Here is a 26,633-nt window from a genome sequence, read left to right on the forward strand (position 1 = left end):
AATATTTGTACAGTTGTGTGTGTGCTACTAAAAGGGTGTCATTCAAGTAGCTGACACTGAAATCCAGAAAAGAAGGCAGTGTCTGGACACTGACACTATGTTTTTATTTTGCCACTCTGCTGTGTAAACTTACTCGGCAATAACCTTTTTTTCTTTTAACAAATTTTGTAATTCACCGTTTTCATACATCTCACGGATTATGTCACAGCCACCAATAAACTCTCCCTTTATATATATTTGTGGAATTGTTGGCCAATCAGAAAAACTTTTTATGGACTGACGTATTTCATCATTCTCAAGTACGTTGATGCATTTAAACTTTACATTCAATTTTTTGAGAATTGACACGACGAGCCCAGAGAATCCGCATTGAGGAAAGTCAGAGGTGCCTTTCATATACAGCACTACATCATTTTCTGCTATGTCTTTTTTTATTTGTTCAAAGTTGTTCATAAATATCACCTTAATTTTAAGTGCTAGTTTCTAGTTGCAATGCATGTATAGACTGATCTTTGAGAGCTTTATATACCATTCTATGTTGTTCTATTTTTGTCTTTCCAGAAAAACACTTGGAAGTTATTTTTAGATGGTAATGATCATCATCTCCAGCAAGGTCCTTAATCTTTATATCAGCATCAGGAAATGATTGTTTGATAATTTTCTCTAACTCGTGAATTGTAATAGTCATCAGTTTATTTTAATTATAAGTCTAAAATACGCAATTAATTATTGTGAAGACAATAGATTCAGCGTGCTTAGAGCACTAGCAAGACGAGATTTTAATTGGCTTTCATACTTATTCCAGTTCTCTATTTCCTTTCTTGCCACACCTGAAGTAACTGCAGCTTTTGCAACAGCAGGAGATACTATAGAAATTAATCTTGGATCAAATGGAGTAGGTATTATATATTCACGTCCATAGCTCATTTTACGACCGCCATAGGCTGCAGATATCTCATTTGGCACTGATTCGCGGGCAAGCTTTGCTATTGCATCTGCAGCAGCAATTTTCATTTCATCATTTATTGTCGTTGCATGTACGTCGAGTGCTCCTCTGAATATGTAAGGAAATCCCATTACGTTATTGACTTGGTTGTTATAGTCTGACCTACCAGTTGCAATTATTGCATCTGGCCTTACAGATTTTGCAAATTCAGGCCTTACTTCTGGATCAGGGTTAGCAAGAGCAAAAATGATCGGGTCTTTACCCATGCTTTTTAACATCTCTTCGCTAAGCACATCCTTTGCGGATAGTCCGATGAATATATCAGCGCCTTTTATGGCATCAAGTAGAGAACGTTCTTTAGTGTCAATTGCATATTTTTCCTTCCACTCATTCATATCCTCTTTTCTGTCTTTGTGTATTACTCCTTGTTTGTCACATAGTACTATGTTCTTAGCACCCATAGACTTCAGTATTTCCAAACACGCAATACCAGCTGCTCCAGCACCATTCATGATGATCTTGACATTCTCTAATTTCTTTCCAGCAATATCGAGGGCATTTTCTATACCAGCTGCAACAACTACTGCAGTTCCATGTTGATCATCATGAAAAACCGGAATATCCATCAATTCATTTAGACGTTTTTCTATTATGAAACAATCAGGAGATTTTATATCTTCTAAATTTATTCCCCCCCAACTTGGACCAAGATACCTTACTGCATTGATGAAATCTTCTATGTTTTCTGTGTCAACTTCTATATCAATTGCATCAATGTCAGCAAAACGCTTAAATAAAACAGCTTTGCCTTCCATGACGGGTTTTGAAGCAAGAGGACCGATATTGCCAAGTCCCAGCACTGCGGTGCCATTTGAAATGACAGCCACATAATTGCTTTTTGCCGTGTAATCATAAACAGCTTTAGGATTTTTAGCTATTGCAAGGCATGGGGCTGCAACACCAGGGGAATAAGCAAGTGATAGGTCATGCTGTGTGGATAAGGGTTTTGTTGGTATAACCGATACCTTACCAGGTTTACCACTTTTATTATGGTACTTAAGTGCTTCTTGTTTTGTGGTGTTATCTAAATCATTATTCATGCTTTGAGCTTATTGTTAGTAATTTTTTAAGTATATGGGGTTTTTATGAATGTTCAACTATTAGCTTGTGAATTCTGCTGTACTTCTGTATAAGTTTATCTACCAATAGTGTGACTTACATGCTTAAGAAAAACGTGCCTAATTTGCTAACAATTTCTCGTGCGCTCGCGATACCGGCAATAATATCAAGCTTTTATATAGAAAGTAAATATGCAAGTCTAATAACAATATTGATCTTTATGTTTGCGTGCATTACAGATTTTTTTGATGGTTATTTAGCACGTGCATGGAAAGTCCAATCGGATTTTGGCAAGTTATTTGATCCAATTGCCGACAAGTTAGTAGTAGCTTCAACAATAATCATGCTAGTTTATAAGCACAAGATAGATGATATTACAATTATACCGTCAGTTATAATTGTTTGTAGGGAGATATTAGTTTCAGGTATGCGGGAGTTTTTGATAGCTACAAACGTTAGCCTACCTGTGAGTAAGGCTGGAAAAATTAAAACATTTTTGCAGATGATTGCTGTGGTAGCGCTAATAATGAGTGATTATGAGAAAATTCGATATGCAGGTGTGATTTGCTTATGGGCTGCAGCTGTTATGACTATGTGGTCAGGCTATAATTACGTTCTAGCTAGCATCAAACAGATTGACTAAATTGCTTAAGAGTATACAAAGAAAGTTAATAATTTCACAATATTGACTGATTAGTTAAAATCCTGTATAATGTATTAGTTTATAAATTAGTCAAGTTTGTATGACTGGTATTATTATAGATAGCTTTAATACTGAGTCTTCCTTTAAGAGATCAAGTTCTGAGAAAGATATTAAAATAGAGGATTTTTTTCGAGATTTCTGGTCAACAGTTGATGAAGAAGAAAAAAAGAGAAAAAAACTTGAGCAAGAATTATTAATACTTGAAGAAGGAAAAAAAAAGCAGAAGCTGGAACAGGAGTTATTAACGTTAAAAAAAAGAGAGCTAAATAGAAAATGTGTATCATTGGCAACAATGGTTCCATTTGCATCGCTGATGGCAATTGAGCTCGAAAAAACATGTAGCGATCAGGTATTACTTGGCCTTATAAGCGGTGCATTAGGCCATATTATATTACCTTTCACAGTCTTATCTCTTATTTGCACGCTATATTTAATTTATAATAATAGAAAAATAGCAGAAAAAGAACGAGAGTTGGAGAATATTGAAGATGGAGAAAAAGAAAAGAGAGATATTCCTTATACAGTTGATGATTACTGTAACTATGCTGATGCTGCTTTAGTTACATTAGTTATTGTGGCTAGCATAGTAAGCGAAGCATTGGCACAAGGAATAATAGAAGACGTAGCTTTTTCAATTTCTAGTATATTCTACTTTGTAGCGAGTGCTACTTTTTGCTATTGTGAGTACAAGAAAAATAAAAATTCTGAAGTAGAAAAAGATCAAGGCTTTGATGAGAAATCTGAAAAAAAGACAAGCAATATGTCTACAGCTAAGTTAATGCTTGCTGGTTCTTCTTTATTACTAGTCAGGAGGATAATGTTGATTTCTGAAGTAGCATTATCTGCTGTTGGACCTGCTTTAGGTCTAGTAGGTATTGCTCTTTTGATGGTCGGAAGTGGATTGATCATACATTCTTATATTAGAAAGCTAGAGAACGTAGAAGTGAGTGGAAAAGGTGTTTCAACAGGTGCTGGTATAGGTAATATACGGGAAGGGCAGGTTTTTGCTCGATGATAATGCCAAAAATTTGTTTATTTAGGTAATATTTAGTCTATACTTTATTTTGATCAAAAAAAATCTTATGTATAAGACTTTAATCATATGCTTTTTTCTTCTAATTTGCCACTTTACGCAGTTATATGCGAATGACCTTGAACACACTGAAACTGAACTATATGAGGAGGCAGTTAAGCTTTATGATCAGAAAAAATATAAGCAAGCTATTAGAGCATTTCAAAAGATAGAGGATTTGTATCCTTTATCTTATTGGGCAATGAAAGCCAAATTATTGTCTGGGTTTTCTCACTATAATATGGGTAAATACAGCGGTGCTGCAAGTGATATGGATGATTATATATACGTTTATCCAAATGGTGAAGATTTGCCATATGTATATTACTTAAGAGTATTATCTTATTACATGCAAATTAACAAAGTGCAGCTTGGGCAACAAATTGCATATAAAACTTTAGAGCTAGCTACTGAATATATTAATCTTTTTCCGAATAGCGAATATATAGAAGAGATCAAAGAAAAAGAAAAATTAATCACAGAACATATATCAAAAAAAGAGTATTCTATTGGTGAATTTTACCTAAAGCGTGGTGAATATTTAGCAGCAATTAAGCGTTTTCAAAATATGATAAGCGATAAAGATTCTAAATATTCTTCTAGAGTTATTAGTTATTTAATAACAGCTCACTTAGCTCTTGGCCTTGACTTAGAAGCTGAGCAGTATGAAAATATGTTAGTAGAAGGGGTTAATTAGTTTTCTTATGGCTGGTCATTCACAGTTTTCAAATATAAAACATCGAAAAGGTGCTCAGGATGCAAAGCGCTCGCAAAAATTTACGAAGCTCATTAGGGAAATAACAGTTGCTGCAAAACAAGGGCTGCCTGATCCCGAACTCAATCCACGTCTTCGCTCTGCTATCTTTGCTGCGCGAAAGGAAAATCTACCAAAAGATAAAATAGAAACAGCAATAAAAAATGCAGCTGGTAACGTTGCTGGAGAAAGTTATGAAGAAATACAATATGAAGGCTGCGGACCTTCTGGTGCTGCACTTATTGTCCATGCTCTGACAAATAATCGCAACCGAACTGCTTCTGAGATACGTTATATCTTTTCTCGCAAAGGCGGTAATTTGGGAGAAACAGGATGTGTGAGTTACCTTTTCGATCATGTAGGCTTAATTGTCTATAAAGCAGAGGGTATAAATTTTGAAGATTTATTTAACTATGGAATTGAATTAGAAGTATTGAATGTTGAGGAAAATAACAAAGAAGAATTATATGTTATAACTTGTGAAGTAAAAGACTTTGGTAAAGTACGTGACGCTTTCTATACAAAATTTGGAGAACCAGAACTTGCTCGTCTTTCATGGCAACCAAAGGACCTGATTGAAGTTAGCGACAAAGAATTAATTGATAAATTATCTATATTAGTTGAAGAGCTAGAAGATAATGATGATGTGCAGTATGTTGAAGGTAATTTTATTTTTGCTGATAAACTATGAGGCTGGTAATACTTCCACTGCTTTGTATTTTACCAGCATATGCAACTGAAACATTTGTGCAGAAAGACTATTGTCATTCCAGTGCCCAGACACTGGAATCTAGCAAAATTGATTATAAACAGTACGCTATACAACATTTTCGATTAAAAAGCTGGATTCCAGTGTCAAGCACTGGAATGACACTAACCCACTCTCCAGTGTTATTCCAAGACGGGATCAGGAAAAAAAAAGCTGCTTTGGTGACAGAAAGTGATAGAAAGCTATCATTCATATCCAGTGACATAAAATCCTCTTTTTTTGATGCAGGAGGTTTGGCGCCAAATACGGTGATGAAATTAATCAACGTATATAAAGATTTTGGTATAGGTTTTAAAAAAGACATTGTGCCAAAAGGTAAGTTGGAGGTTCTTTTTGAGAAATCACTCGGTAATCAGAAAGCTGAAGAAAAAATTTTATATACTTCACTGACAACAAACAATAAAGCCATTAGCTTATATCATTATAAATCGCAAGACGGCAAAGAAAGGTATTTTAATAAAGAGGGTGTAAGCTTAAAGAGTTTCGTAAGTCCTTTGAATGGAGATTATCGTATATCTTCGAAATTTGGTAATAGAAAGCATCCTGTTCGCGGTAAAATTGCTTTTCACAAAGGAGTAGATTATGCAGCTAAGCTTGGCAGTCCCATATATGCTGCTGCAGAGGGTGTGGTAGAATATATAGGAAAGAATGGTGGCTATGGAAATTACATCAAAATAAAACACAAAAATGAATATTCAACTTGTTACGCACATATAAGCAAATTTAGTAGCGATATAAAGTTAGGCTCTAAAGTAAAGCAGGGGCAGATCATTGCTTATGTCGGCAGCACTGGTGTTGCAACAGGACCTCATTTACATTATGAAGTTATATATAATGGTAAACATATTGATCCGCTTACGATAGCTCATGGCAATGAGATAAAGTTGCCTGATCGTGAATTAAGAGAGTTTAAATTATTTGTAAGTAAGGTAGATGAAATAATCAGCAGAGAGGGTGCAAGTGAAAAAGCAATCTGATAAAGACAGCACAGATAAAAATACGATAAGTGATAGAAATCTAAGTAAAATTCGGGCTTTTCCTGTACTAATAGCGCTAGGGTTAATTTTATTGGTACTTTTTGTGTATGACAGCACAATTGCACTTGGAGTTGCTGCTGTTTCAATTTTGACTTTTCTTCAGGCACTTTTCGTTAATGACCCTAATGAAGCAAGAGTGATAGAGTTTTTTGGTCATTATATTGGAACTTATTTTAAGTCTGGAATATGTGTAACGCTTCCGTTTTCGAGTAAATATAGAGTGTCTCTGAAATTTCAGAATATTAACACAGAAAAAATTAAAGTTAATGATGCTAATGGAAGTCCGATAGAGATTTCAGTAGTAATTGTTTGGAGAGTTAGCAGTCCTGCAAAGGCATATTATAATGTTAATAATTATCATGAATTCGTTTTTGTGCAAAGTGACTCGGTAATTAGAGAACTGGCAAGTAATTATCCGTATGATAGCGAAAACGATGAGGAATCTTTGCGTAAAAATTCTGATAAAATTTCAAATGAATTGAGATCAATGCTACAACAAAGATTGAATATTGCTGGAATTGAAATTGCAGAAGCGAGAATATCGCATTTGGCCTATTCATCTGAGATTGCACAAGCAATGCTGAGGCGTCAACAAGCGCATGCCATCACCTCTGCAAGAAGGCATATAGTGCAAAATGCAATAGGAATTATCGAAGAAGTAATAGCCCATTTTGAAAAAAATAAAAGCTTACAATTGGATGGAAAACAAAAGGTTCAATTGATAAACAATTTGCTAGTTGCTCTGATCTCTGAGCAGGATGCACAGCCGACTATTAGTTTGGATAATAATTAGCATAGAAGCCGATTGGGTTTCATGAATGCAAGTCACTGTTAATTTCTTGATTAATAGACTAAATGATGTTATAAATTACACGCATTAGGGGTGCTCTAAAAAAGCTGAGAGTACATAAAGTACAACCCTTTGAACCTGATCTTGTTAAAACAAACGTAGGAAAATGTATGTATATAAATATTGAAGAATGCTTTGGCTTCATCGCGTTCATTACATCTCTCATTGGGTTATTGCCTCAAGTATATAGAGCATATATCACAAAACTTACTCGTGACGTATCGATGCTAATGTTAGTGAATTATCTTATTTGTTCATCATCTTGGCTTATTTACGGTATTTGTCAGGGTTTAACTTTTGTGATACTCAGTAATATTGCTGGATTAGTGATCAGTATAATATCAATTGTTCAAAAATGTTACTACGATGCAAAAACTGCACGAAGCGTTTTATAACCATATGCTACATTGTAGCGTGGAGCAAGAATATCGTTCTATTGTAGTACTAAATGGAGAAATACCTGATTCATCGTTTTTTAAACAAGATATACCTGTTATTGCTGTAGATGGAGGAGCAAATAAGCTTCTATCAATTGGCGTAAAACCTGATCTTGTAATAGGAGATTTGGATAGTATAAATCCGAATTTACGTGCTAATTTAAATACAGTATATCTACCTGATCAAGATTATTGCGACTTTTCTAAAGCAATGGCTCACTTAAAAACAGTAAAGTTATTGCCATCAATAGTAACGGGTATTACTGGAGGAGCAATTGATCATATACTACAAAATATTAACTTTTTTTTAAGTACAGATAGTATCTTTTATATGCCTTCGCCTCCCACGGTGGGGTACGCCTTACAAAAAGGTATTAGCTATTTTTCCTCTTTGCTAAAAAATACTAAAATATCCTTACTTGGTATACCGAAAGCTCAAATATCAACTAAAGGATTACAATGGGAACTGTACCTTAGTAACCTTGCTTTTCCAGGAAAGAATTCTTGCTTTAATCGAAGTTTAGGCAATGAGTTATCTATAGAAATACACAGCGGCGTGTGTTTAGCAATGATATATTTAGAAGCAGTAAATGATGATGGTGTGTATTGAGTTAAAACATTAAGAAAAAAAAGTAGAAAAACCGTGTTAACACTAATTCTAAAAACTACAGGCGCCTGTTATTAGCTAAAGTAAAGGTCAAATATCTGGAATTCTGGACATAAAATCCTCCTGTATAAAAAAGATTCAGAATGTACACACAACAGATGTGGCTGAATTTTTATTGAAAAATTGGTTAAAAGGTCTGCAGACCAAGATAGATTTTGAGCTCTCTAAATATCTCTACCATCATTATAATGGCATCTTGAGTATGCGGAAGCAATTTTTTCATTAAAATAAAAAATTTTATTCTACAGCGAATAAAAAGGAGTTTGCTAATTTTCATACTGATCGGATTTCACTACTCAAACCTAGAAACTTTAATGTCAAGGTATCTGTTCAGGGGAATGTGCAAGTCATTGCTCCCTTTCTTGTCATTCCAGTCACAGCTGTACGAACATTGTGGTTTGTGGGCAATTCGCGTAGCAGACGGTGTCATTCCAGTGCTTGACACTGGAATCCAGATTGGGCCTAAGTTGGTAAACACTTTACAACGTTTTGGATGGAACTCTGTGAAAGGACTGGATGCCAGTGTCAAGCACTGGAATGACACCATTTGCTGTGCAATTTACCTGCAAAAATGAATGTTCGTACAGCTGTGTGCTTGACGCTGAAATCCATTATACTCCGTAAATTTAACTGGGTGCCAGTGTCAGCTACTTTCATGACATCAACTGATTTTTTTTTGCATTCCAGTTATGCAAGAAATCTATTATATAATATTATTATCACCCTCTTGATAGTTTGTTAGCTCCTCTCCTCCTGAGTTACTTGGTGCAATTATTTGATCAGATTCAGTTGATGGTTCATCAGATCCAAACAACCATGAAAAAAATCCACCCAAAAATGATCTTATTAAAGAAAAAGGTTTAATCAGTATACCAAACAAACTACTAAAAAAAGAGCTTGGCTGTTCTTCATTTGTTGATGATTCACTTCGTGGACTAACACCATTTTGTGTAAGTGTTATGTCAATAGAATGTCCATTATCAGCAGCTTCAATTTTTACATCACTTTCTTCTTCTGCACTGATCTCCTGTTGTTCTTCCTTTGGGTCTTGCTCTTGTGTAACTGGTTGGACATTACCTTCTTGTCCAGCATCTTCCTCTTGATCTCCTTCACTATCTGTCGATACTGAACTGTCATCAGTTTTTTCTGCGGCTTTTTTTAATAGAGCTTTTATTTCTTCTGTTTTAGCTAAATCAAAAGGAGTTTTTTCATCCTTGTCTTTTACATTGATAGCGATTCCGTCTACTGCTAATAGAATTTTTACTATGTCTATATGACCATTTTTAGCAGCATAATGTAAAGGGGTCTTTTCACTTTCATCTATTGCATTAACATCTGCCCCCTTATCTAGATCATCTTCTAGCTGCTGAGAAAAACTGTCCCCAAGCTTAGCAAATAAGTGTAAGGGAGTCGCTTTATATAATTCTAGTTTAATTTCATTAACACCATTGGGTTTGTTAAAATATATTACAGAACTAAATCTTGTTTTATTATTTATATCGGTACCAATCTTTATGAAGTCTAAATCATTTTTAACAAAATCTTTTCCTGATGATTGGTAATGGTCAATGACTTGCTTTTTTATTGACTTATGAGATCTTTTAATATTTTCTATAATTTTATTTACTTCTTCTTGTGAAAAGCTGAAAGCTAAAGGTTCATAATCTTTATAATCATCAGAAATTGTCGCTTTGAAAAGGGTATAAACTTTATTGATTTGTCTTGAAGATATTTCTTTTTGTGAAAAGTTGAAAGCTGGAGGATACACACTGTAATTAAAACCTTCATATTTAAACTCAAGTGGCCCAGTTCCAATAAATTTTAGATTATGATCCTTTGTTAGTTGTGATAAAAAATTTTTCCATTTACTTTCATCAAACTCGTTGTAACGAGGCCATGAGTAAATTAATACTTTATCTCCAACATCTCCAAATTGTACATGAATACTGTTTGGTTGTTTAAATATATCATTATATTCTTTTCCAAAATCATAGGTGTTAAGAACCTCAACTGACATATTATGAACATCATTGCTGATATATTTTAAGAAGATTTCCCTAACTTTGTGAGTCTTTTCAGCTAATCGAACTTTCTCACCCTGATTTAGGGAGCTGTTAAAATGTGTATAATCAATAAAATTGCCACTCATCTGAACTTTTCTATAGAAATTGTATTATCATGGTACAGTTGCTAATAATCAATGAACTCTGCAGATAAAGTTCTCTGGATGCCAGCACCACATACCGAAATTACACCTTCATAAGGTTATATAAGAAATCTATTGTAATCAGCCTTCTCTGTGTTTTTCAGTATATTTAAGTAAACTATATATAAGAATTGCAATTATAGAACATGCAACTGTTAACAGTAAATTTGGTAAAATACTATAGTGAAAAAATTTTCCTACTATATATATTCCAATAGCTCCAAACATCATATTGCAGAATGAGAGGACTGCACTACCAAGCCCTATACCCTTGATTGTTTCTAAAGCAGAAGTTACGTTATTGCTGATTACGAGTGCAAGCCCGATATTGCTCGGAATCCAAAGAACTTGAAGAATAAGTACACTTAACTTGTTTGCGAGATAAAAATATACCAATAAACCATCCGATATCATCGGTAATACCAAACCTATTATTAACATCTTGCTCACTCCTATTTTTGGTACGTACCTTCTATTAATTAAAGTTCCAATTATGTAAAATATAACTATGATTGATATGAGATAGCCAAAATATTGTACTTCAACGCCCATTGATTCAAATATGAACGGGTAGTTAGCAATGTATGCCCAAAGCCACATGAAAGTTAATCCATGAATGTTTGAAAATCCAAGGAAACGATAATTCTTAAATATTAATATATATTGCTTGAAGATATTAATACTGGCTTTACTTTTATTTACGGTCAGCGTTTCTTGTAGCTTCAAGTAAATAAAAATGAGCATAATAATTGCGGCAAGTGATATGATAAAAAACAAAAACTTCCAACTATAACCATGTGAAATTATATAACTGCCTACCACTGGAGCTATTCCAGGTGAAAGTGCTACTATCATATTTAACTTTGAGATTACTCTTGAGTATTCACTACCTGAGTACATATCCCTGATTGCTGCATATCCGACAACGCCTGCAACACCAGCTCCAGCTCCTTGTATAAACCGGATTAATATTAAAAGTATAATATTATCAGCTATACAACATACAATACTTGCCAAAGTAAAAATTGTCATACCAATCAGCATTATTAGGCGCCTGCCATAATAGTCTGACAATGGGCCATAAATTAATCCAGATATTGCAACTCCTACTAAATTTAAACTGATCGTAAGCTGCGCTATATTACCTTTCACCTTAAAATAGTTGGCAATACTTGGCAATGCAACTGAGTATAAGTCTGTTGCCATATCAACAACTGCTACAGATAATATAATAATAAGAGAGATGATATTTTGTGAAAAAGCTGTCGACACTAATGATTTACTGGATTAAATATGTTTAATTGTAGTATATTTTTCTCATTAGTATATTAATTTAACTGCTAATCTCTGTATAAAATATGGATAAATCACAATTAGTTAAAGAGGTTTTCGATTCTGTAGCAAATCGCTACGACATTATGAATGATATAATGAGCCTTGGAATGCACAGGCTATGGAAAGAGAAGATGGTAAGTAGTGTGCATTTTAAAAAGAACTCCAAGGTTTTGGATATTGCTGGAGGAACCGGAGATATAGCTATAAGAATAGCAAGAGGTGAACCAAGTACTCAAGTTACAGTATGTGATATAAATCAAAACATGCTGGACAAAGGGCGTGATAAAGCAATAAATTCAAATCAGCTAAATTTCAATTGGGTATGTGCAAATGCAGAGAGTTTACCATTTGAAGATTCTGAATTTGATTATTATACAGTAGCTTTTGGTATTCGAAACTTTTCTGACCGTAAAAAGGCTTTAAGTGAAGCATATAGGGTATTGAAGCCAGATGGGAAATTTATTTGCTTGGAGTTTGCCCCTATGCATTATCAAAATGAGATATTCACCAAATTTTATGACTTATACTCATTTAAAGTAATTCCTAAAATTGGTAGCATGGTTGCTAAAGATAAGGGTTCTTACGAATACCTAGTAAGAAGCATAAGAGAATTTCCAACTCAAACTAATTTTAAAATGGAAATTGAAGAGGTAGGCTTTAAGAATGTTGAGTTCTATAATATGAGCTATGGAATAGTGGCGTTACACATTGGAATAAAATGAATATTAAACTCTGGTATGCTCATCCTTCCAACAGTTCTTTTGCTATCTTCCTGTAATTGCGCAGCGTTTTTCCTTCAGTAGAAATCAAGCTAAAGTTTCTTGAACGTATTGCTCTAACGAAGTACACTGTAAACTAATATTGTAACTTTTTCCTGAAGCTAAATACTTAACTTTAAAATAAAATGCGATCTAACATTAAGCAGCTATTTTACTATATAAAACCTAGTCTACATTATTTTAGCATAGCTTTTATTGCAGTTCTATTTTCAGCTTTAACGATTCTTCTTTTTGGTAGGGGCTTAAGCAACATAATTGATTCTGGCGCAGAGCATAACTTTACTACCAAGCTCGTAGTTTCAATACTGATAGTTTTAGGCATTTCTTTCACTGCATTTATTCGGTTATATTTCATTGGCATTGGCAGCGAGAAAGTTATCGCAAGAATCAGATACGACTTATATAGCAGTATCACTGACTTGCAACCGAGTTTCTTTGAGAACACAGGCGTACAAGATGTTATCTCAGCATTAATTACTGATACCTCTGCATTGCAATCGATAATAAACAGCAGCTTACTGACAATATTGAGAAATTTTGTTGTACTGACTGGTAGTGTTGCAATGCTATTATACACAAATCTGTACCTCACTGCATATGCAGCTGCAATAATACCCATACTTCTCATTATCATGACTTCACTTGGAAAAAAAGTTCGCAATTATGCACGCTTCGCTCAGGATAAATTAAGTGAGCTTGCATCATTTAGTGAGGAAAATTTTAGATCTATAATAACTATCAAATCGTTTGTACTCGAAGAAAATGAAAAAATTCGTTTTCAGAAACATCTAAACTCAGTATCAAAATCATACGTAAAATTAGTACTCTTACGTGCTATTTTAGTAACTCTAGTTATCACGTGTGTGATAGGTTCGCTAGTTATTTTGCTTTTTTTTGGAATAAAAGAAGTCTTAAGTAATAATATGACCATTGGAGAACTCTCCTCATTTGTGTTTTATTCAGCGCTTGCTTCAGGGGCTGTAAACAATCTAAGCGATAACATCAGTGATTTGCAACGAGGTCTTGGAATTGTAGAGCGTTTATTTGAATTTATGAACATGAAAAGCTCTATATTAGATAGTGATAATCCTATAAGGATCAATAGTGTTCAAAAAAGAATTTCGTTTAATGATGTAACATTTTTTTATGCTGATAAGCCAGCATTAAATAACGTATCATTTTCTATAGAGGTAGGCCAATCAGTATCAATTGTTGGACCATCTGGAAGTGGCAAGAGCACCATTTTAAAGCTTTTGCTCCGTTTTCACGATCCAAGTGAAGGCAGTATTACTATTGATGGGCATGACATCAAATCAATTGCGCTAAATGACCTCAGATCGTTGTTTGGCTTAGTGCCACAAGACCATATGATATTCTCTTGTTCAATAATGGAAAATATACTATATGGTAAACCAGATGCTGAATATGAAGAGGTGAAGCAAGCAGCTATCAGCGCTTATGCGATGGAATTTATTGATAAGCTGCCGGATAAATTTGATACATTTGTAGGAAAAAGAGGACTGAAACTTTCTGAAGGACAAAAACAGCGCATCATAATAGCAAGAGCCATACTCAAAAACCCTCAGGTTTTAATACTGGATGAAGCAACCTCTGCTCTTGATTATAAAAGTGAAAACCTAGTGCAAAAAGCACTTAGCAAGTTGATGCAAAACAGAACAACAATTGTAATTACGCACAGGCTATCAACCGCACTCAAAACTGACAAGATTATAGTGATTAATTGCGGGAAAGTAGAAGAAGTGGGAACTCATGATTCTCTAATGAGTAAAGATGGGCTGTATGCAAAATTGGTGAGGATATAGTAAAAACTGAAGGAAAATTTGAGTCATACTTGTTGGTTGTTATGCTAGATTGATAATGAAAGTTATTAAATCTTTAATTATTTTAACTTATAATAATATCATAGTATTTTTTTAAGGATTATTATGGTTTATAATTATAGTCATTTCCCAAAATCACCTTGTACGGCTTTCAATTTGCCAACACAGGTTGTGCCAACACAAGTTTTACCAGCACCAATTTCGCACTGTGCACAAGCTTCTGCACCTGCATACGCACCTTGTGCTACTAATTTGTGTCACAATCATTTTAACTCATATCATAACTATTATGATACATGTTATAATCCTTGTGATACGTTTGATTTTTTCTGCTAAGAGATTAGATTTAAATCACTAACAAACGTACGTTCTTTCACTCTTGATATACGTACTTCCAATAGCACATGGAAAACCATGTGCTTCACATTTTGCTTTAAAATACAATAAATTTGACTACTGACAGCTTTTTCTTGAAATCTTAGCAGCATTTTGCTGTGGCAAAGCTTTTCAATGCGAATATCTTCTATATTAAAATCGTATTTTGAAATGTACTGTAAGTTTGTATATGCTAGTTTTAACCTTAGAATTATTAAATCATTAACTTTTTTATCCTATAATAATCTAATAGTTATTTTTTAAAGGATTCTTATGAATTATAATTTTTCCTCATCTCCACGTGTTGGTTCATGCATTCCTACGCGCACAGCTTGCACAACTAACCCACGGTACCATCATAATTTTGATCCACATTGTCATAACCACTTTAACCCACATTGCCATAACCACTTTGATCCGTATCGTGATGGACTCGAATTAAATATACAGCTTCCTGATATAAAAATACCTCCTTGTCCTGATGTAAAATGTCCTGAGGTAAAAATACCTCCTTGTCCTGATGTAAAATGTCCTGAGGTAAAAATACCTCCTTGTCCTGATGTAAAATGTCCTGAGGTAAAAATACCTCCTTGTCCTGATGTAAAATGTCCTGAGGTAGAAATACCTCCTTGTCCTGAGTGTCCTGCTTGTCCAGAACCTAAAAAACCAATTGACTTTTCAAGGCTTTCAATAGTAGTTGATGCAGTTTCTGGAGAGATTAAAGATGCCATTACTAAGAAATCTAGTGGTTTAATGTTTGCAAAATGTAAAGAAATTATTGATAAGAGTGACAACAATCTTGAAATTGGTCCAGACAATCGTATCAAAGGACAATGTGATAATAATCCTGAATGCAAAGCTTGTGTGGATGCGATAAATGCTTCTATAATAGATACGCGCACAGAATCAGCATTTTCTCCTGAACAAATGTCAGTACCAGAAGGTATTGTTTATATTATATGAAAGTAATGAAGGTGTATACATTGTTAGTATACATTTCTATTTTATGTTAACTTTTTAGTAACCTTTATTTATTAATGGAGCAATTTTATGTTACAGAACACTTTCCCTTATTCAAATAAATTGAAAATTAATTTATATACAAGGCTAGATGATGGTAAAGACCCTAAGTACGAGATTAATGACAAGACTAAGAATGAACTGAAGGAAAAGATTAAAAATGAACTAGAGAAAGATCTTAAGTTTGAGATTGATGACAAGACTAAGAATGAACTGAAGGAAAAGATTAAAAATGAACTAGAGAAAGATCTTAAGTTTAAGATTGGCGATAAGACTAAGAATGAACTGAAGGAAAAGATTAAAAATGAACTAGAGAAAGATCTTAAGTTTGAGATTGATGACAAGACTAAGAATGAACTGAAGGAAAAGATTAAAAATGAACTAGAGAAAGATCTTAAGTTTGAGATTGATGACAAGATTAAGAATGAACTGAAGGAAAAGATTAAAAATGAACTAGAGAAAGATCTTAAGTTTGAGATTGATGACAAGATTAAGAATGAACTGAAGGAAAAGATTAAAAATGAACTAGAGAAAGATCTTAAGTTTGAGATTGATGATAAGACTAAGAATGAGATAAAGGATAAAATAAAAAAAGAAATAGAGGATGAGATAGATTGTAAGCGTGATAAAAATGGCCGCGATAAAGGCGACAAAGATAAAGACGGCTTTAATAAGGATAGCGATGATAAAGATGGCAAGAAAGAAAAGGATAGCGATGATAAAGATGGCAAGAAAGAAAAGGATAGTGATGATAAAGATGGCAAGAAAGAAAAGGATAGTGATGATAAAGATGGAGACGATAAAGTCATAGAAGGTAAACTTGTCAATCTGGGTCATATTGATAAAGAAATGTGCGGGGAGAATGCTGAAAAATATTCAGCAGAAAAGCACGTGGGTAAGCCTGCTTGGTTTACAAGAGACCTTTTGAAACAATTTTTGCCTGATTTAATGAAAAACGATAAGATCATGAGTCATTTTGATAGCAAAAGTGAGGATCAATATCATGCACAAAATTTTGGTATAACTTTTAGGTGTCAAGAGGATGAAGAATGTGGAAAAAATATAAACTTTACGTTTGCCGCACCTAGTAACATGTGGTGTAATAAAGGAGGTGCAAAAGGAGCTGCTGGTTTACAATGTCGAGAGGAGATTCGAAGCATCAACACAAGTGCTTGTTGTCCAACTGCTGTACCTTACAGCAGTCCTATTAATAGTGAAAACTTTTTTCTGAATGAAAAGTGTCCTAATTTGATTTTAGATCTTCCGTTAGCAAAATTAAGGGAGTGTGAAGGTAAAACTATAGTTGCAAAACTAGAGGCTCCAATGGTTATCGTCACTAAGGACGGTTCTATAATAGATAAAGCTGGCTACAAAATTGCTCAACATAAGTATGCTATACTAAAGGATCGTTTAAATTATAAAGGTGAGATAAAAGATTCAACCGGTAAGTCTCCGCAGCAATTAGAAGAAGTTAAAGAGTCTGTAGAGAGGGGTCTGTGGAGTTCTGATAAGGAAGTAAAGCTGAAAATACCTGCTCTCCCAAGTTATTCTCCTGGTGCCAATGATAATCAAGATGAGACTTTCTTTTACTATGATAACGAAGCGGAATGTAAAGAGGAGGTTCTGCAAGCAAAAGCAGAAGCTGAGAAGTTAAAAATACAAGTCCAAGAGGATGGCCATGATGAATATGGCTTTAATGAAAAAGGCTGTGATAGAAGGGATGAGGAAGAAGTACTATCAAAAAATGCTTTTGCTTATAATAGTACTCAAGAAGCAAACCTCAACTATTATGACAATGAGGATAATTCTGTTTCCGTTGATACTAATTTTATATAAGACTGAATGTTTTCTGGGCTTTTCAGCTCAGAAAACACTTTTGTAGAAAAATAGAATGAGTAACCTTACTCAGCGTGACGGTAAAATTCTAATCAAATTACATATATGGATTTTGTGACACTTTTGTATAGTTCAACATAGGTAAATTTGAATAATAGCAACAAATAAAACCTTTATATAATGCTGTCAGCGAATAGATGTTCGCTTGGCGTTTCTATGCTTTCATCATTAGTAGGATTAAAGGGGAAATTAAACTGAACAAGATTTGGAAGCTTATTGTTGTTCAATGATTCGTGTAATGCTACTATACCTTTATCGCAGACACTGTCAGAAAGTAAATTAAACTCAGTAATATTTGAAAAACTACCATTCTTTAGTGCATTTATAAATTCTACTCCACCATCAGGGCTTATATTATTAGAAATTAAATCAAGCTTAACAAGATTTGGAAAGTTACCATTCTCTAATAATTTAGTGATTGCTATTGAACCTTGATTACCCATAATACTAGAAGTTACTTTACACTCAGTAAGATTCGGAGCATTAACATTCTTTAATGTTTCATCTAAAACTTCTGCACCCTCAGCATCAATATAACAGTCGTGTAAGATAAGGCTTGTAATATTTGGATTCTTTTGTAAAAAGTTTATTAACTTCTCCATGTGTATATGTAGACTATTTAAGTCTAAGGTATTACCATTAACATATTTATTAAGTTCTACTTCCATCATGTTTATAACTCCTCTGTTAATATAATTCTTATTATAGCATAGACTTCAGTCATTGTCAAGTGTATTAACAAGCTGACACAAGATAACCCTTCAACTTCCCCCATTTATCCACTATACTGCTACAGGTCTTATAGCTTTTTAGTTAATGAATATTTTCAAGCAGGTTTCCTCTCTCATTTCCAGCAAGTTAAATGAGTTGAGGCAAAGGGGTGTTATAAGCACGAATGCAACAAACTTTATCATAGAGCCTCCAAGCAATAGAGCACATGGTGATATCTATACAAATGTTGCTATGGTGCTTGCAAAACATGAAAAGAAGAATCCCATTGAAATCGCAGAAGTTTTAGCTAAAGAGTTTGAACTTTTTGGTGAAGTTGCAAAAGTGGAAATAGCGGGCCCTGGTTTCATCAATATGCACTTGAAAATGGAAGTATGGCATGGGATTTTAAAGCAAATAAATGAGCTAAAAATGGAGTTTGGCACTCTCAAAATTGGAAACAATCAGGCCATCAATGTTGAGTTTGTATCCGCAAATCCAACTGGGCCACTACATATTGGTCATGCAAGAGGGGCAGTGTTTGGTGATGTTTTAGCAAATTTACTAAAGAAAGTTGGCTATAATGTCACTAAGGAGTACTATATCAATGATGCTGGAGCACAGATAGATACGCTAATTCGGTCAGTATATTTGCGGTATAAGGAAGCTCTGGGAGAGAAAGTTAGCATTGAAAAAGGTTTATACCCAGGTGAATATTTAAAGCCAATAGGGAAGGGGCTAGCTAAAAAATATGGCAAGGAGCTTAGAGAAGAGGAAGATAATCGAGTAATTAGAGAATATACTTTAAGTTCTATCTTAGAACTTATAAAGGAGGACATGAGCTTGCTTGGAGTCAATCATGATATTTTTACTTCAGAGTATGAGCTACAAAAAAATGGCAAAATCGAAGAGAGTATAAAGATATTATCTGATAAGGGTCTTGTGTATGAAGGATACTTGGAGAAACCAAAAGGCAAAGAAAGTGAAAGTTGGACTTCCAGAAAAGAAATGTTATTTCGCTCTACAACATTTGGTGATGATGTTGACCGCGCACTAAAAAAAGAGGATGGTAGCTGGACTTATTTTGCATCGGATATTGCTTACCATTTTGATAAGATATCACGTGGTTTTAACAATATGATCGTAGAGCTCGGCAGTGACCATGGCGGTTATATTAAAAGGCTTAGAGCAGTTGTCTCTGCGCTCAGTGATGATCAAGCAAAGATAGAGGTAAAGCTGCATAATATTGTGAATTTCTTCGAAAATGGCAAACCTGTTAAGATGTCGAAAAGATCAGGAAATTTTCTTACAGCTAGGGATGTAGTGGAAGAGGTTGGCAGGGATATAACTCGTTTTATAATGTTAACACGCAAGAATGATATGGTCTTGGACTTTGATTTTGCTAAAGTTAAAGAACAGTCAAAAGACAACCCTATTTTTTATGTGCAATATGCGCACGCCCGTGCTCATTCGTTAATGCGTAATGCTCCAAAAGAGCTCCCAACAGCAGACCCTTCACTTTTAAAGACAGATGGGGAGCTATTCCTCATAAAAACCTTAGCAAAGTGGCCAGATGTGGTAGAAATATCTGCAAGGCTTTGTGAGCCACATAGAATTACTTTCTACTTACTTGAAGTTGCAGAAGCATTTCACGTTTTATGGGGGTATGGCAAAAGTGATTTAAACATGCGGTTCATACTAGAAGATAACTTGAACTTCACCGCTGCAAGAATGTTTCTCGTCCAAGCCTTAGCGCACGTAATCTCTTCTGGGCTTTCTATTTTTAATATAGATCCTTTGAAAGAGATGAGTTAATTTTAAGGCCAAAAATTATACAAGAGGTCTGTTAAAATCACGTATATCGATTGTCTTGAAGTCACACAGTTGTTCTGTAGAGCTATGTCCTGTAATAATTACTATACCGTTTTGCTCAGAGCGTATTGAGATTAGGTTCAATACTAATTCACATGTTGTGCTATCAAGATTACAGAATGGTTCATCTATCAGCCAAATGTTTGCATTAGAAATTAACAGGCGAGCAAGCGCAACTCTTCTTTTCCAGCCTGCAGAAAGTTCACTATATTTGATATTAAGTACAGGTTGCAACTGTAAGCAACAAACGGCTGCCATAATTAATTCTCTAGTATTCCGTATTCTTGCCCAGAATTGTATGTTTTCACCAACTGTTGAGCTATCTTTACAGGCATTTTTATGGCCTATATAGACCATGGAAGGTATATAGGATTTTAGGTCATCATATATATCTTTTCCACGGTACATTATATTACCTGACACTGGCGGCAAAAGTCCAGATAAACTTCTGATTAAGCTGGTTTTGCCGCTACCATTTGGACCAGTGATTAAGATTTTTGATTTTGGTTCAGCTTTAAAATTGAGGTTTTTAAATAATACTTTGTTATTACGAGCACAGGATAGATTTTTACATTCAAGCATCTATTGGACCTTTAAAGAGAACTTGGAGCCTAAACACTTCAGTGTATGAACATTGGATAGCTTGCACAACAAACAGTCAGTGTTTGACATACAACTGTACGAACATTGGGTTTGTAGGTAGCAGATGGTGTCATCCCAGTGCTTGACTGACTATAACACTTAAGAAGTTTAATGCCAGAAAGCAGGTTATACAACGGATACGTCATCTGCCTTTTCCTTTATACTTACCCTTAGTTGAAGACTGAGCTTTTATAAACAGCTCCCAAAATCCTTTTTTATTACCTTCTCTGTGTATCAATTGTGCAAAATGCTTCATTAAAACGCTACCCATCATAACCATCTTTGTCCATTTACCTAGCGGTTTTGCTATATCAACTATTTCTAGATCTTCTTTGTAAACTTGCATATTCTTTTGTTTCTCCCTTAACATTTCCTGTTGTTTCATCAACTCTTTTTGCTTATTTTTTTGATATAATTCATTAAATCTTCTATTTTCTTCCCACTCTTTTTTGAGAACTTTTAGAGGAAATATAATTTTTCTAATATGATTTTTGTATATTTTTCTCAAAAAGAGAAATACTGCAATTACAGCAAGTAGTTCCGTACTATATATAATGATTTGTCCGAACGGCATTTTTATACTCAGCTTATTGGCAAGCAGTATTTATAATTATACCATAACTATAGAAATTTTACAATTTTTTTCTGGATAAAGATAGTAGACTAAAAATTTCTAAAGAACAAAAGCAACGTATTTACGTACAGGCTATCAACTACTACACTCAAAACTGACAAGTGATTAATCATTAGAGAGTAGAAGAATCACGGCTCTCTAATGAATAAAGATGGACTGTGTCAAGCTGGTGAGTAAGGTGGAAATTGAAGAAAATCTAATTGTTGGTTATCATGCTAGATCTACAATATAAGTTATAAAATTTTTAATCATTTTGGCTTATAATAATTTCTGAGTTAACCTTAGATTTCCTGAGCTGTGGTTTCTTTTACCCATGTTGAATTCTTAGCTTTTATACTCTAATTTAATTCCAGTTTTGACTATATAGAAGGTCACAATGTCAAACAATATCTATAGCGATCAAGTTAATAATAGTAATTTATATGCCAACAAACTTTTTTATGGTGAAGAGGGTGAGCAAGTCGAAAATCTAGGAGATCAGGTTGCGGGAGAAGAGGATGATAAATCAGAAGAAGATTTACTTCGTGACTGTAGAGATGAAACTAAGAAGGCAAAAGATAAGTCAATACAGTGTAAAAAAGATGCTGTGGAATCATAAAGAGAAATTACACAATTAGAAGCAGAAACTAGTGAATTAAAGTCAAAGGTTCAAGAAGAAAGAGAGAAGGTAGAACAAACTAAGAATGAAGCTGAGGCAGCAAAAGATGAGTTAATACAGTGTAAAAAAGATGCTGAGAAGATGAAAGAAAACGGTGGACAGGCAATTAATCAGGAAAAATGTGATGATATTAAAGCAGAAGCTGAACAAGCAAAATTAGAAGCTAAACTAGCAAAAGAGGAAGTTTTGAGGTACAAAATTGAACAGGAGAAAGAAGAAGTGATGCAGAGTAAGATTGAAGGAGTAAAAGAAGAACTTTTAAAGTGTAAAATTAACATGGCAAAAGCAGAGACTGAGTGGTATAAAAAAGCAGCTGAAGAATGTAAAAATGAGAAAAGAATCGGTACAGATAAACCTAGTATTAAGGGAGGGAATGAAAATGATAGAGGCAAACATGTTACCAATGAAGGAGGGAATGAAAGTGGAGAAATTACATCTCGAGAAATAACACCAGATCGTAGCCTGCCAGAAATTTGTGGGCCTAAGGCTACTTTGTATAAATCGGATAATAAGATAGGTTATCAAGGTTTTAATACATCTGATTTATTAAAAGAACTCTATCCTGAGATGTATAGTAATTCTAAAATTTTGCCATATATAGAAAAGGGATCAGAGGGTGTTTATGGTGCAGTAAATTTTAAATTTGCCTTTACTGATACTATTAGTTCAGTAGCTAACTTTGGTAATACGAAATGTCTTAAATGTATTGATAATCCACAAGAGTTAGCCTGTCAGGATGAGAATGTTAAGAGTTTTTGCCAATTTGGCAATGGTTATGATAATAAAGAATTAAACAAGAATTTTTTTTCTAGAGAATCATGTCCTGATCTCATCAAAGACTCCGGTGGAGCAAGTATTGTGAAAGCGAAACAAGTTGCACCATTGATAATTGTTAATAACGCAGGGAATATGATAGATAAAGAGGGCAATAATACTCAAGTACACTATAATTCATTAAAGCCTTATCTAAAGCTTAATGGTAAAATCAAGGACTGTGGAAATGATCAAAAGTGTAAAGATTATAATGCAATTATGGAGAAAGTTGCATGGGATAGTGATAAGGAAGTACTATTAAAAGCTGTCTTTGATAATGTGCAAAGAACAACTCCTTACTCTTATGATAATGAGGTTAGTTCTTTTTCCATTGATAATGAGTTGATATAAGAGAGAATGTTCTCTGGATTTTTTAGTTCAGAGAACACTTTTGTAGAAAAATAGAATTGGTGACCTTACTCAAAAAAAAGTAGAGAAGAAGTTTTTGTTGTGAGAATAAATTTAGCAGAGTTTATAATATAATATTTAAGTTATTTATGATAAAAAATAGATTTCTTGCATAACCAGCCAGTCTGGGATTTAGCAAGAAAATCTAGATTCCAGTAGTGCAAGAAATCTAATTTCTACGTATTCAAATATGGAAGTTCTAGTTTGTTGAACAGAACGTTGAGAAGTATCAATAAGAAGCTCCCTTTTGAGTAAACTTTTCTGCAACGGAGTTATCGTAATAACATCCCTTATGTACGTTGAATGAGCAAATTGGTCAAATATACGAAAGAGTTATAATACAGATTTTACTCAAAAAATATTGAAACAATCTCACAGATCTTAAACTAAGTTCTCAATTTCTCAAAGAAATCTTTTAATAAAAGAGAACATTTTGTTTCTAATATTCCACCATAAACTTCAGGTATGTGGTTACAGAATTGAAATATTCTAGTGCCGTTTTCAACTCCTCCACCTTTGGGATTGTAAGCCCCGAAGTACAGACGTTTAATTTTTGCAAAAGAGATAGCTTGAGCGCACATCGGGCACGGCTCTAACGTTACGTACATTTCAGCTTCATAAAGCGTGGAAGTTGAAAATGCTTTTCTAATTGTTAACATTTCTGCATGTGCAGTTGGATCATTAGATATATTGTGTGCAGAGGAGATGATATTGTTTCCATTAACTATTACAGCACCTATTGGCACTTCGCCATCTTTCTGAGCAAGTTTTGCTTGCTCTATGGCAAGTTCCATGTATTGGTACTTAAACATTAGGTGCTTGGGTAAATATAATTTTCTTTTCTTGGCTTTTCTATTTTTTCTAGGTTATAGAATTCACTAAGGACTATTGTCCTTTTTACAAGGCTATCTATTTCTCGCTTTAAATATTTTTTTATTTCTTCTACCTATTTTAGTTCGTTTATAGCTACAACTACTTCTTCCATTATATCCTCTATAATTTGATCCTCCTCTAATTTATATATTATTTGTTCTACATGCCTATTCAATTCCTCGAAGGTCGCAGATCCATATGTAATGCTATCTTTACTATTTCTTAGTAACATTTTTTACCTCTCTATTAGAATATAGTTTATTCAGTTCTATTAAACTCTATTGTCAATAGCTGCCTTAATAAATGATGTAAAGAGAGGATGAGGAGAAAATGGTCTTGATTGAAATTCTGGATGAAATTGCACACCAATAAACCATGAGTGATTTTTTAGCTCCACTGCCTCTATGCATGTTTTATCTTCTGATATACCACTGCATATCATTCCATTCTCTTCTAAGTTATTTTTATAATCTAAATTAACTATATATCTGTGTCTGTGTCTTTCTGAAATAGTGACACTACTATACACATTTGCCATTTTTGAATTTGGATTTACATTACACTTGTATGTTCCAAGTCTCATGGTTCCACCAAGATCAACGTTCTTACCATCAGCGAGCTTGATGATTGGGTGTTTGCAAGTATAAAATTCTTCAGAGTGTACATCTTCAAGCTTAATAACGTTACGAGCAAATTCAATCACTGCAAGCTGCATACCAAGACATATTCCTAAAAAAGGAATGTTATTTACACGGGCATAGTTTATTGCTAATATTTTACCTTCTATTCCGTTATCACCAAATCCTCCTGGAACAAGGACTGAATTAGAGCTTTGTAATTTTTCTCTGATAAACTTTGCATCTATAGATTTTCCATTCTCTTCTCTTGAGTTGACCCAATTTATCTTCACTCTAGCTTTATTACTAATTGCACCATGGTTTAATGCTTCAATCAGTGATTTATATGCGTCAGGAAATTCAGTATATTTTCCTACTATGGAAACGATAACTTCTTGTGTTGGATGTCTCATAGAGTGTACTATTTGGTCCCATTCAGGTAAGCTTGGTTTTGGCTTACTTAAGTGAAAGTGATCCAAAATTTGTGTCCTGAGCCCACATTGATTATACAAGGACGGTAACTCGTATATATGGTTTACATCAGGAGCAGGTATTACGTTAGATAAAGACACATTGCAAAGATTGGCTATCTTTTCTTTTTGATTATCGGAAATTTCTTTTTCACTGCGACATAATATAATATCTGGTTGTAACCCCGCAGAGTTTAACTCTCGAACTGAATGCTGTGTCGGTTTTGTCTTTAATTCTTGTGCTGCAGTGAGATATGGTATTAAAGTTAAATGAATAAGGATAACTTTTTGCTTTCCTAGTTTATAATTGACTTGGCGTATAGCTTCCAAAAACGGTTGGCTTTCAATATCACCTACGGTTCCGCCTATTTCGCATATTACAAAATCTAAATCTTCTGTACCATTAAAAATGAAAGATTTGATTAAATCTGTCACATGAGGAATGATTTGCACAGTTTTGCCTAGATAATCACCACACCTTTCCTTCTTTAATAATTTATTATATACTTTACCAGTTGTTATATTGTCGTCCTTGGTTGCTTTAATTTTAGTAAAACGCTCGTAATGTCCAAGGTCTAAATCAGTTTCAGCACCATCCTCAGTAACAAATACTTCCCCGTGCTGAGCTGGGCTCATTGTTCCAGGATCAATGTTGAGATATGGGTCAAGCTTTCTGATGCGAACATTGAACCCATGAGCTTGAAGAAGTGCTCCCACACTTGAAGCAACTAAACCCTTACCAAGTGATGAAACAACTCCACCTGTAACAAAGATAAACTTGGTTTCTTTCATTAATTTTCAAATGGAACAGAAGTTGATTGGCCTTCTTGCTTTTTTTCTGATATAATCTTCTCTACAATTGATTTTTTATGTACATCTTTTGAACATAATCCTGATAGTAACAGTGTATTTATAATGAACAGTCCAGCAACTATAGAAGTTATTCTACTGAGTGGATTTTCAGAAGACTTTACCGGAATTATTGAATTCATTCCCTGCTGTGAATTACTAAAGCCACTTAATGAACTACTTCCAGGTGGCTGCAGGAGCACTAAAATTACCAATACAACAACTAATATTATTTGAAGTATACTAAGTACTGTTACTGACATTATGAATAGAGCTAAAAATA

At 34.1% G+C, this 26,633-nt stretch carries 27 protein-coding genes, 1 pseudogene and 1 riboswitch; of the genes and pseudogenes, 15 read left to right on the forward strand and 13 right to left on the reverse strand.

Translation table 11 applies throughout. The annotated features are described in order from the left end of the window. Positions 1 to 129: 129 nt before the first annotated feature. From grxD to JKF54_RS05310, 3 genes are read right to left on the reverse strand one after another with little or no spacing between them, the layout of a single operon-like run. Complete coding sequence (grxD, locus tag JKF54_RS05300; RefSeq protein ID WP_211907893.1) at positions 130 to 453, reverse strand: Grx4 family monothiol glutaredoxin; 324 nt, start codon at positions 451 to 453, stop codon at positions 130 to 132. 16 nt (positions 454 to 469) lie between these two features. Then, positions 470 to 688, reverse strand: a complete 219-nt coding sequence (locus tag JKF54_RS05305; protein ID WP_211907895.1) for a BolA/IbaG family iron-sulfur metabolism protein — start codon at positions 686 to 688, stop codon at positions 470 to 472. A gap of 38 nt (positions 689 to 726) precedes the next feature. After that, on the reverse strand, positions 727 to 2,046 hold the full coding sequence (locus JKF54_RS05310; protein WP_211907897.1) for a malic enzyme-like NAD(P)-binding protein: 1,320 nt from the start codon (positions 2,044 to 2,046) through the stop codon (positions 727 to 729). Between the two features lie 119 nt (positions 2,047 to 2,165). On the opposite strand from JKF54_RS05310, the gene pgsA reads away from it, so the two are divergent. The 8 genes from pgsA to JKF54_RS05350 all read left to right on the forward strand — a co-directional run bounded on the left by pgsA (position 2,166) and on the right by JKF54_RS05350 (position 8,297). After that, positions 2,166 to 2,708 (forward strand): CDP-diacylglycerol--glycerol-3-phosphate 3-phosphatidyltransferase, encoded by a 543-nt coding sequence (gene pgsA, locus JKF54_RS05315; RefSeq protein WP_211907899.1) that lies wholly within the window; start codon positions 2,166 to 2,168, stop codon positions 2,706 to 2,708. Positions 2,709 to 2,808: 100 nt separating this feature from the next. Next, positions 2,809 to 3,783 carry a hypothetical protein gene (locus JKF54_RS05320; protein WP_211907901.1) on the forward strand — a complete coding sequence of 325 codons (975 nt, stop codon included), beginning with the start codon at positions 2,809 to 2,811 and terminating at the stop codon, positions 3,781 to 3,783. Positions 3,784 to 3,850: 67 nt separating this feature from the next. After that, complete coding sequence (gene bamD / locus JKF54_RS05325) at positions 3,851 to 4,537, forward strand: outer membrane protein assembly factor BamD (RefSeq protein WP_211907903.1); 687 nt, start codon at positions 3,851 to 3,853, stop codon at positions 4,535 to 4,537. Positions 4,538 to 4,544: 7 nt separating this feature from the next. Further along, complete coding sequence (locus JKF54_RS05330; protein ID WP_211907905.1) at positions 4,545 to 5,285, forward strand: YebC/PmpR family DNA-binding transcriptional regulator; 741 nt, start codon at positions 4,545 to 4,547, stop codon at positions 5,283 to 5,285. After that, positions 5,282 to 6,340, forward strand: coding sequence for a M23 family metallopeptidase (locus JKF54_RS05335; RefSeq protein WP_211907907.1), 1,059 nt, complete (start codon positions 5,282 to 5,284; stop codon positions 6,338 to 6,340). The genes JKF54_RS05330 and JKF54_RS05335 overlap by 4 nt, the downstream gene beginning before the upstream one ends. Beyond that, complete coding sequence (locus JKF54_RS05340) at positions 6,324 to 7,193, forward strand: SPFH domain-containing protein (RefSeq protein ID WP_211907908.1); 870 nt, start codon at positions 6,324 to 6,326, stop codon at positions 7,191 to 7,193. Before JKF54_RS05335 ends, JKF54_RS05340 begins: the two co-directional genes overlap by 17 nt. 76 nt (positions 7,194 to 7,269) lie before the next feature. Further along, a riboswitch (TPP riboswitch) is annotated at positions 7,270 to 7,372 on the forward strand. Then, entirely contained in the window at positions 7,361 to 7,645 is a 285-nt protein-coding gene (locus tag JKF54_RS05345) for a SemiSWEET family sugar transporter (protein WP_017532519.1), read from the forward strand. Its footprint overlaps the riboswitch before it by 12 nt. Beyond that, the gene (locus JKF54_RS05350) at positions 7,617 to 8,297 is read left to right on the forward strand and encodes a thiamine diphosphokinase (RefSeq protein ID WP_211907909.1); all 681 of its coding nucleotides are present in this window, start codon (positions 7,617 to 7,619) and stop codon (positions 8,295 to 8,297) included. Before JKF54_RS05345 ends, JKF54_RS05350 begins: the two co-directional genes overlap by 29 nt. A 760-nt stretch (positions 8,298 to 9,057) precedes the next feature. Here the strand turns inward: JKF54_RS05350 and JKF54_RS05355 are convergent. Both JKF54_RS05355 and JKF54_RS05360 read right to left on the reverse strand, forming a co-directional pair. Next, positions 9,058 to 10,503: an ankyrin repeat domain-containing protein gene (locus JKF54_RS05355; RefSeq protein WP_211907910.1), complete on the reverse strand. Its 1,446-nt coding sequence runs from the start codon at positions 10,501 to 10,503 to the stop codon at positions 9,058 to 9,060. A gap of 138 nt (positions 10,504 to 10,641) precedes the next feature. Then, positions 10,642 to 11,766, reverse strand: a complete 1,125-nt coding sequence (locus tag JKF54_RS05360) for a Bcr/CflA family efflux MFS transporter (protein WP_444875948.1) — start codon at positions 11,764 to 11,766, stop codon at positions 10,642 to 10,644. A gap of 152 nt (positions 11,767 to 11,918) precedes the next feature. On the opposite strand from JKF54_RS05360, the gene ubiE reads away from it, so the two are divergent. The 4 genes from ubiE (at position 11,919) to JKF54_RS06525 (ending at position 17,746) form a co-directional block, all read left to right on the forward strand. Further along, positions 11,919 to 12,617 (forward strand): bifunctional demethylmenaquinone methyltransferase/2-methoxy-6-polyprenyl-1,4-benzoquinol methylase UbiE, encoded by a 699-nt coding sequence (gene ubiE, locus JKF54_RS05365; protein ID WP_211907911.1) that lies wholly within the window; start codon positions 11,919 to 11,921, stop codon positions 12,615 to 12,617. Positions 12,618 to 12,799: 182 nt separating this feature from the next. After that, on the forward strand, positions 12,800 to 14,497 hold the full coding sequence (locus tag JKF54_RS05370; RefSeq protein WP_211907912.1) for an ABC transporter ATP-binding protein: 1,698 nt from the start codon (positions 12,800 to 12,802) through the stop codon (positions 14,495 to 14,497). A gap of 666 nt (positions 14,498 to 15,163) precedes the next feature. Then, on the forward strand, positions 15,164 to 15,853 hold the full coding sequence (locus tag JKF54_RS05375) for a hypothetical protein (RefSeq protein ID WP_211907913.1): 690 nt from the start codon (positions 15,164 to 15,166) through the stop codon (positions 15,851 to 15,853). Positions 15,854 to 15,940: 87 nt separating this feature from the next. Next, positions 15,941 to 17,746 carry a hypothetical protein gene (locus JKF54_RS06525; protein WP_246433140.1) on the forward strand — a complete coding sequence of 602 codons (1,806 nt, stop codon included), beginning with the start codon at positions 15,941 to 15,943 and terminating at the stop codon, positions 17,744 to 17,746. Positions 17,747 to 17,919: 173 nt separating this feature from the next. Here JKF54_RS06525 and JKF54_RS05385 read toward each other — a convergent pair whose 3' ends face one another. Beyond that, positions 17,920 to 18,477, reverse strand: a complete 558-nt coding sequence (locus tag JKF54_RS05385; protein WP_246433141.1) for a leucine-rich repeat domain-containing protein — start codon at positions 18,475 to 18,477, stop codon at positions 17,920 to 17,922. A gap of 145 nt (positions 18,478 to 18,622) precedes the next feature. Here JKF54_RS05385 and argS point away from each other — a divergent pair, with 145 nt between their 5' ends. Then, positions 18,623 to 20,329, forward strand: a complete 1,707-nt coding sequence (gene argS / locus JKF54_RS05390) for an arginine--tRNA ligase (protein ID WP_211907915.1) — start codon at positions 18,623 to 18,625, stop codon at positions 20,327 to 20,329. A 15-nt stretch (positions 20,330 to 20,344) separates the two neighbouring features. Here the strand turns inward: argS and ccmA are convergent, their stop codons facing one another. Together ccmA and JKF54_RS05400 are read right to left on the reverse strand one after the other, a co-directional pair. Next, positions 20,345 to 20,968 (reverse strand): heme ABC exporter ATP-binding protein CcmA, encoded by a 624-nt coding sequence (gene ccmA / locus JKF54_RS05395; protein ID WP_211907917.1) that lies wholly within the window; start codon positions 20,966 to 20,968, stop codon positions 20,345 to 20,347. A gap of 202 nt (positions 20,969 to 21,170) precedes the next feature. Then, the gene (locus tag JKF54_RS05400; protein ID WP_211907919.1) at positions 21,171 to 21,602 is read right to left on the reverse strand and encodes a hypothetical protein; all 432 of its coding nucleotides are present in this window, start codon (positions 21,600 to 21,602) and stop codon (positions 21,171 to 21,173) included. Positions 21,603 to 22,038: 436 nt separating this feature from the next. On the opposite strand from JKF54_RS05400, the gene JKF54_RS06530 reads away from it, so the two are divergent. Then, positions 22,039 to 22,260, forward strand: a complete 222-nt coding sequence (locus JKF54_RS06530; protein ID WP_246433142.1) for a hypothetical protein — start codon at positions 22,039 to 22,041, stop codon at positions 22,258 to 22,260. Positions 22,261 to 22,401: 141 nt separating this feature from the next. After that, positions 22,402 to 23,484 (forward strand): hypothetical protein, encoded by a 1,083-nt coding sequence (locus JKF54_RS05405; protein WP_246433143.1) that lies wholly within the window; start codon positions 22,402 to 22,404, stop codon positions 23,482 to 23,484. 228 nt (positions 23,485 to 23,712) lie between these two features. On the opposite strand, the pseudogene JKF54_RS06905 reads toward JKF54_RS05405, so the two are convergent. From JKF54_RS06905 to secG, 5 genes and pseudogenes are all read right to left on the reverse strand, one after another. After that, positions 23,713 to 23,854, reverse strand: a pseudogene (locus JKF54_RS06905) (IS3 family transposase); the annotation flags it as partial. 73 nt (positions 23,855 to 23,927) lie between these two features. Next, positions 23,928 to 24,335: a nucleoside deaminase gene (locus JKF54_RS05410; protein ID WP_211907921.1), complete on the reverse strand. Its 408-nt coding sequence runs from the start codon at positions 24,333 to 24,335 to the stop codon at positions 23,928 to 23,930. 152 nt (positions 24,336 to 24,487) lie between these two features. Then, the gene (locus tag JKF54_RS06535; protein WP_246433144.1) at positions 24,488 to 24,646 is read right to left on the reverse strand and encodes a hypothetical protein; all 159 of its coding nucleotides are present in this window, start codon (positions 24,644 to 24,646) and stop codon (positions 24,488 to 24,490) included. Positions 24,647 to 24,685: 39 nt separating this feature from the next. Further along, the gene (locus JKF54_RS05420) at positions 24,686 to 26,293 is read right to left on the reverse strand and encodes a CTP synthase (protein WP_211907923.1); all 1,608 of its coding nucleotides are present in this window, start codon (positions 26,291 to 26,293) and stop codon (positions 24,686 to 24,688) included. After that, complete coding sequence (gene secG, locus JKF54_RS05425; RefSeq protein WP_211907925.1) at positions 26,293 to 26,613, reverse strand: preprotein translocase subunit SecG; 321 nt, start codon at positions 26,611 to 26,613, stop codon at positions 26,293 to 26,295. The genes JKF54_RS05420 and secG overlap by 1 nt, the downstream gene beginning before the upstream one ends. Between the last annotated feature and the right edge of the window lie 20 nt (positions 26,614 to 26,633).

The sequence above is a fragment of the Wolbachia endosymbiont of Spodoptera picta genome, assembly GCF_018141665.1.
GTDB lineage: Bacteria > Pseudomonadota > Alphaproteobacteria > Rickettsiales > Anaplasmataceae > Wolbachia.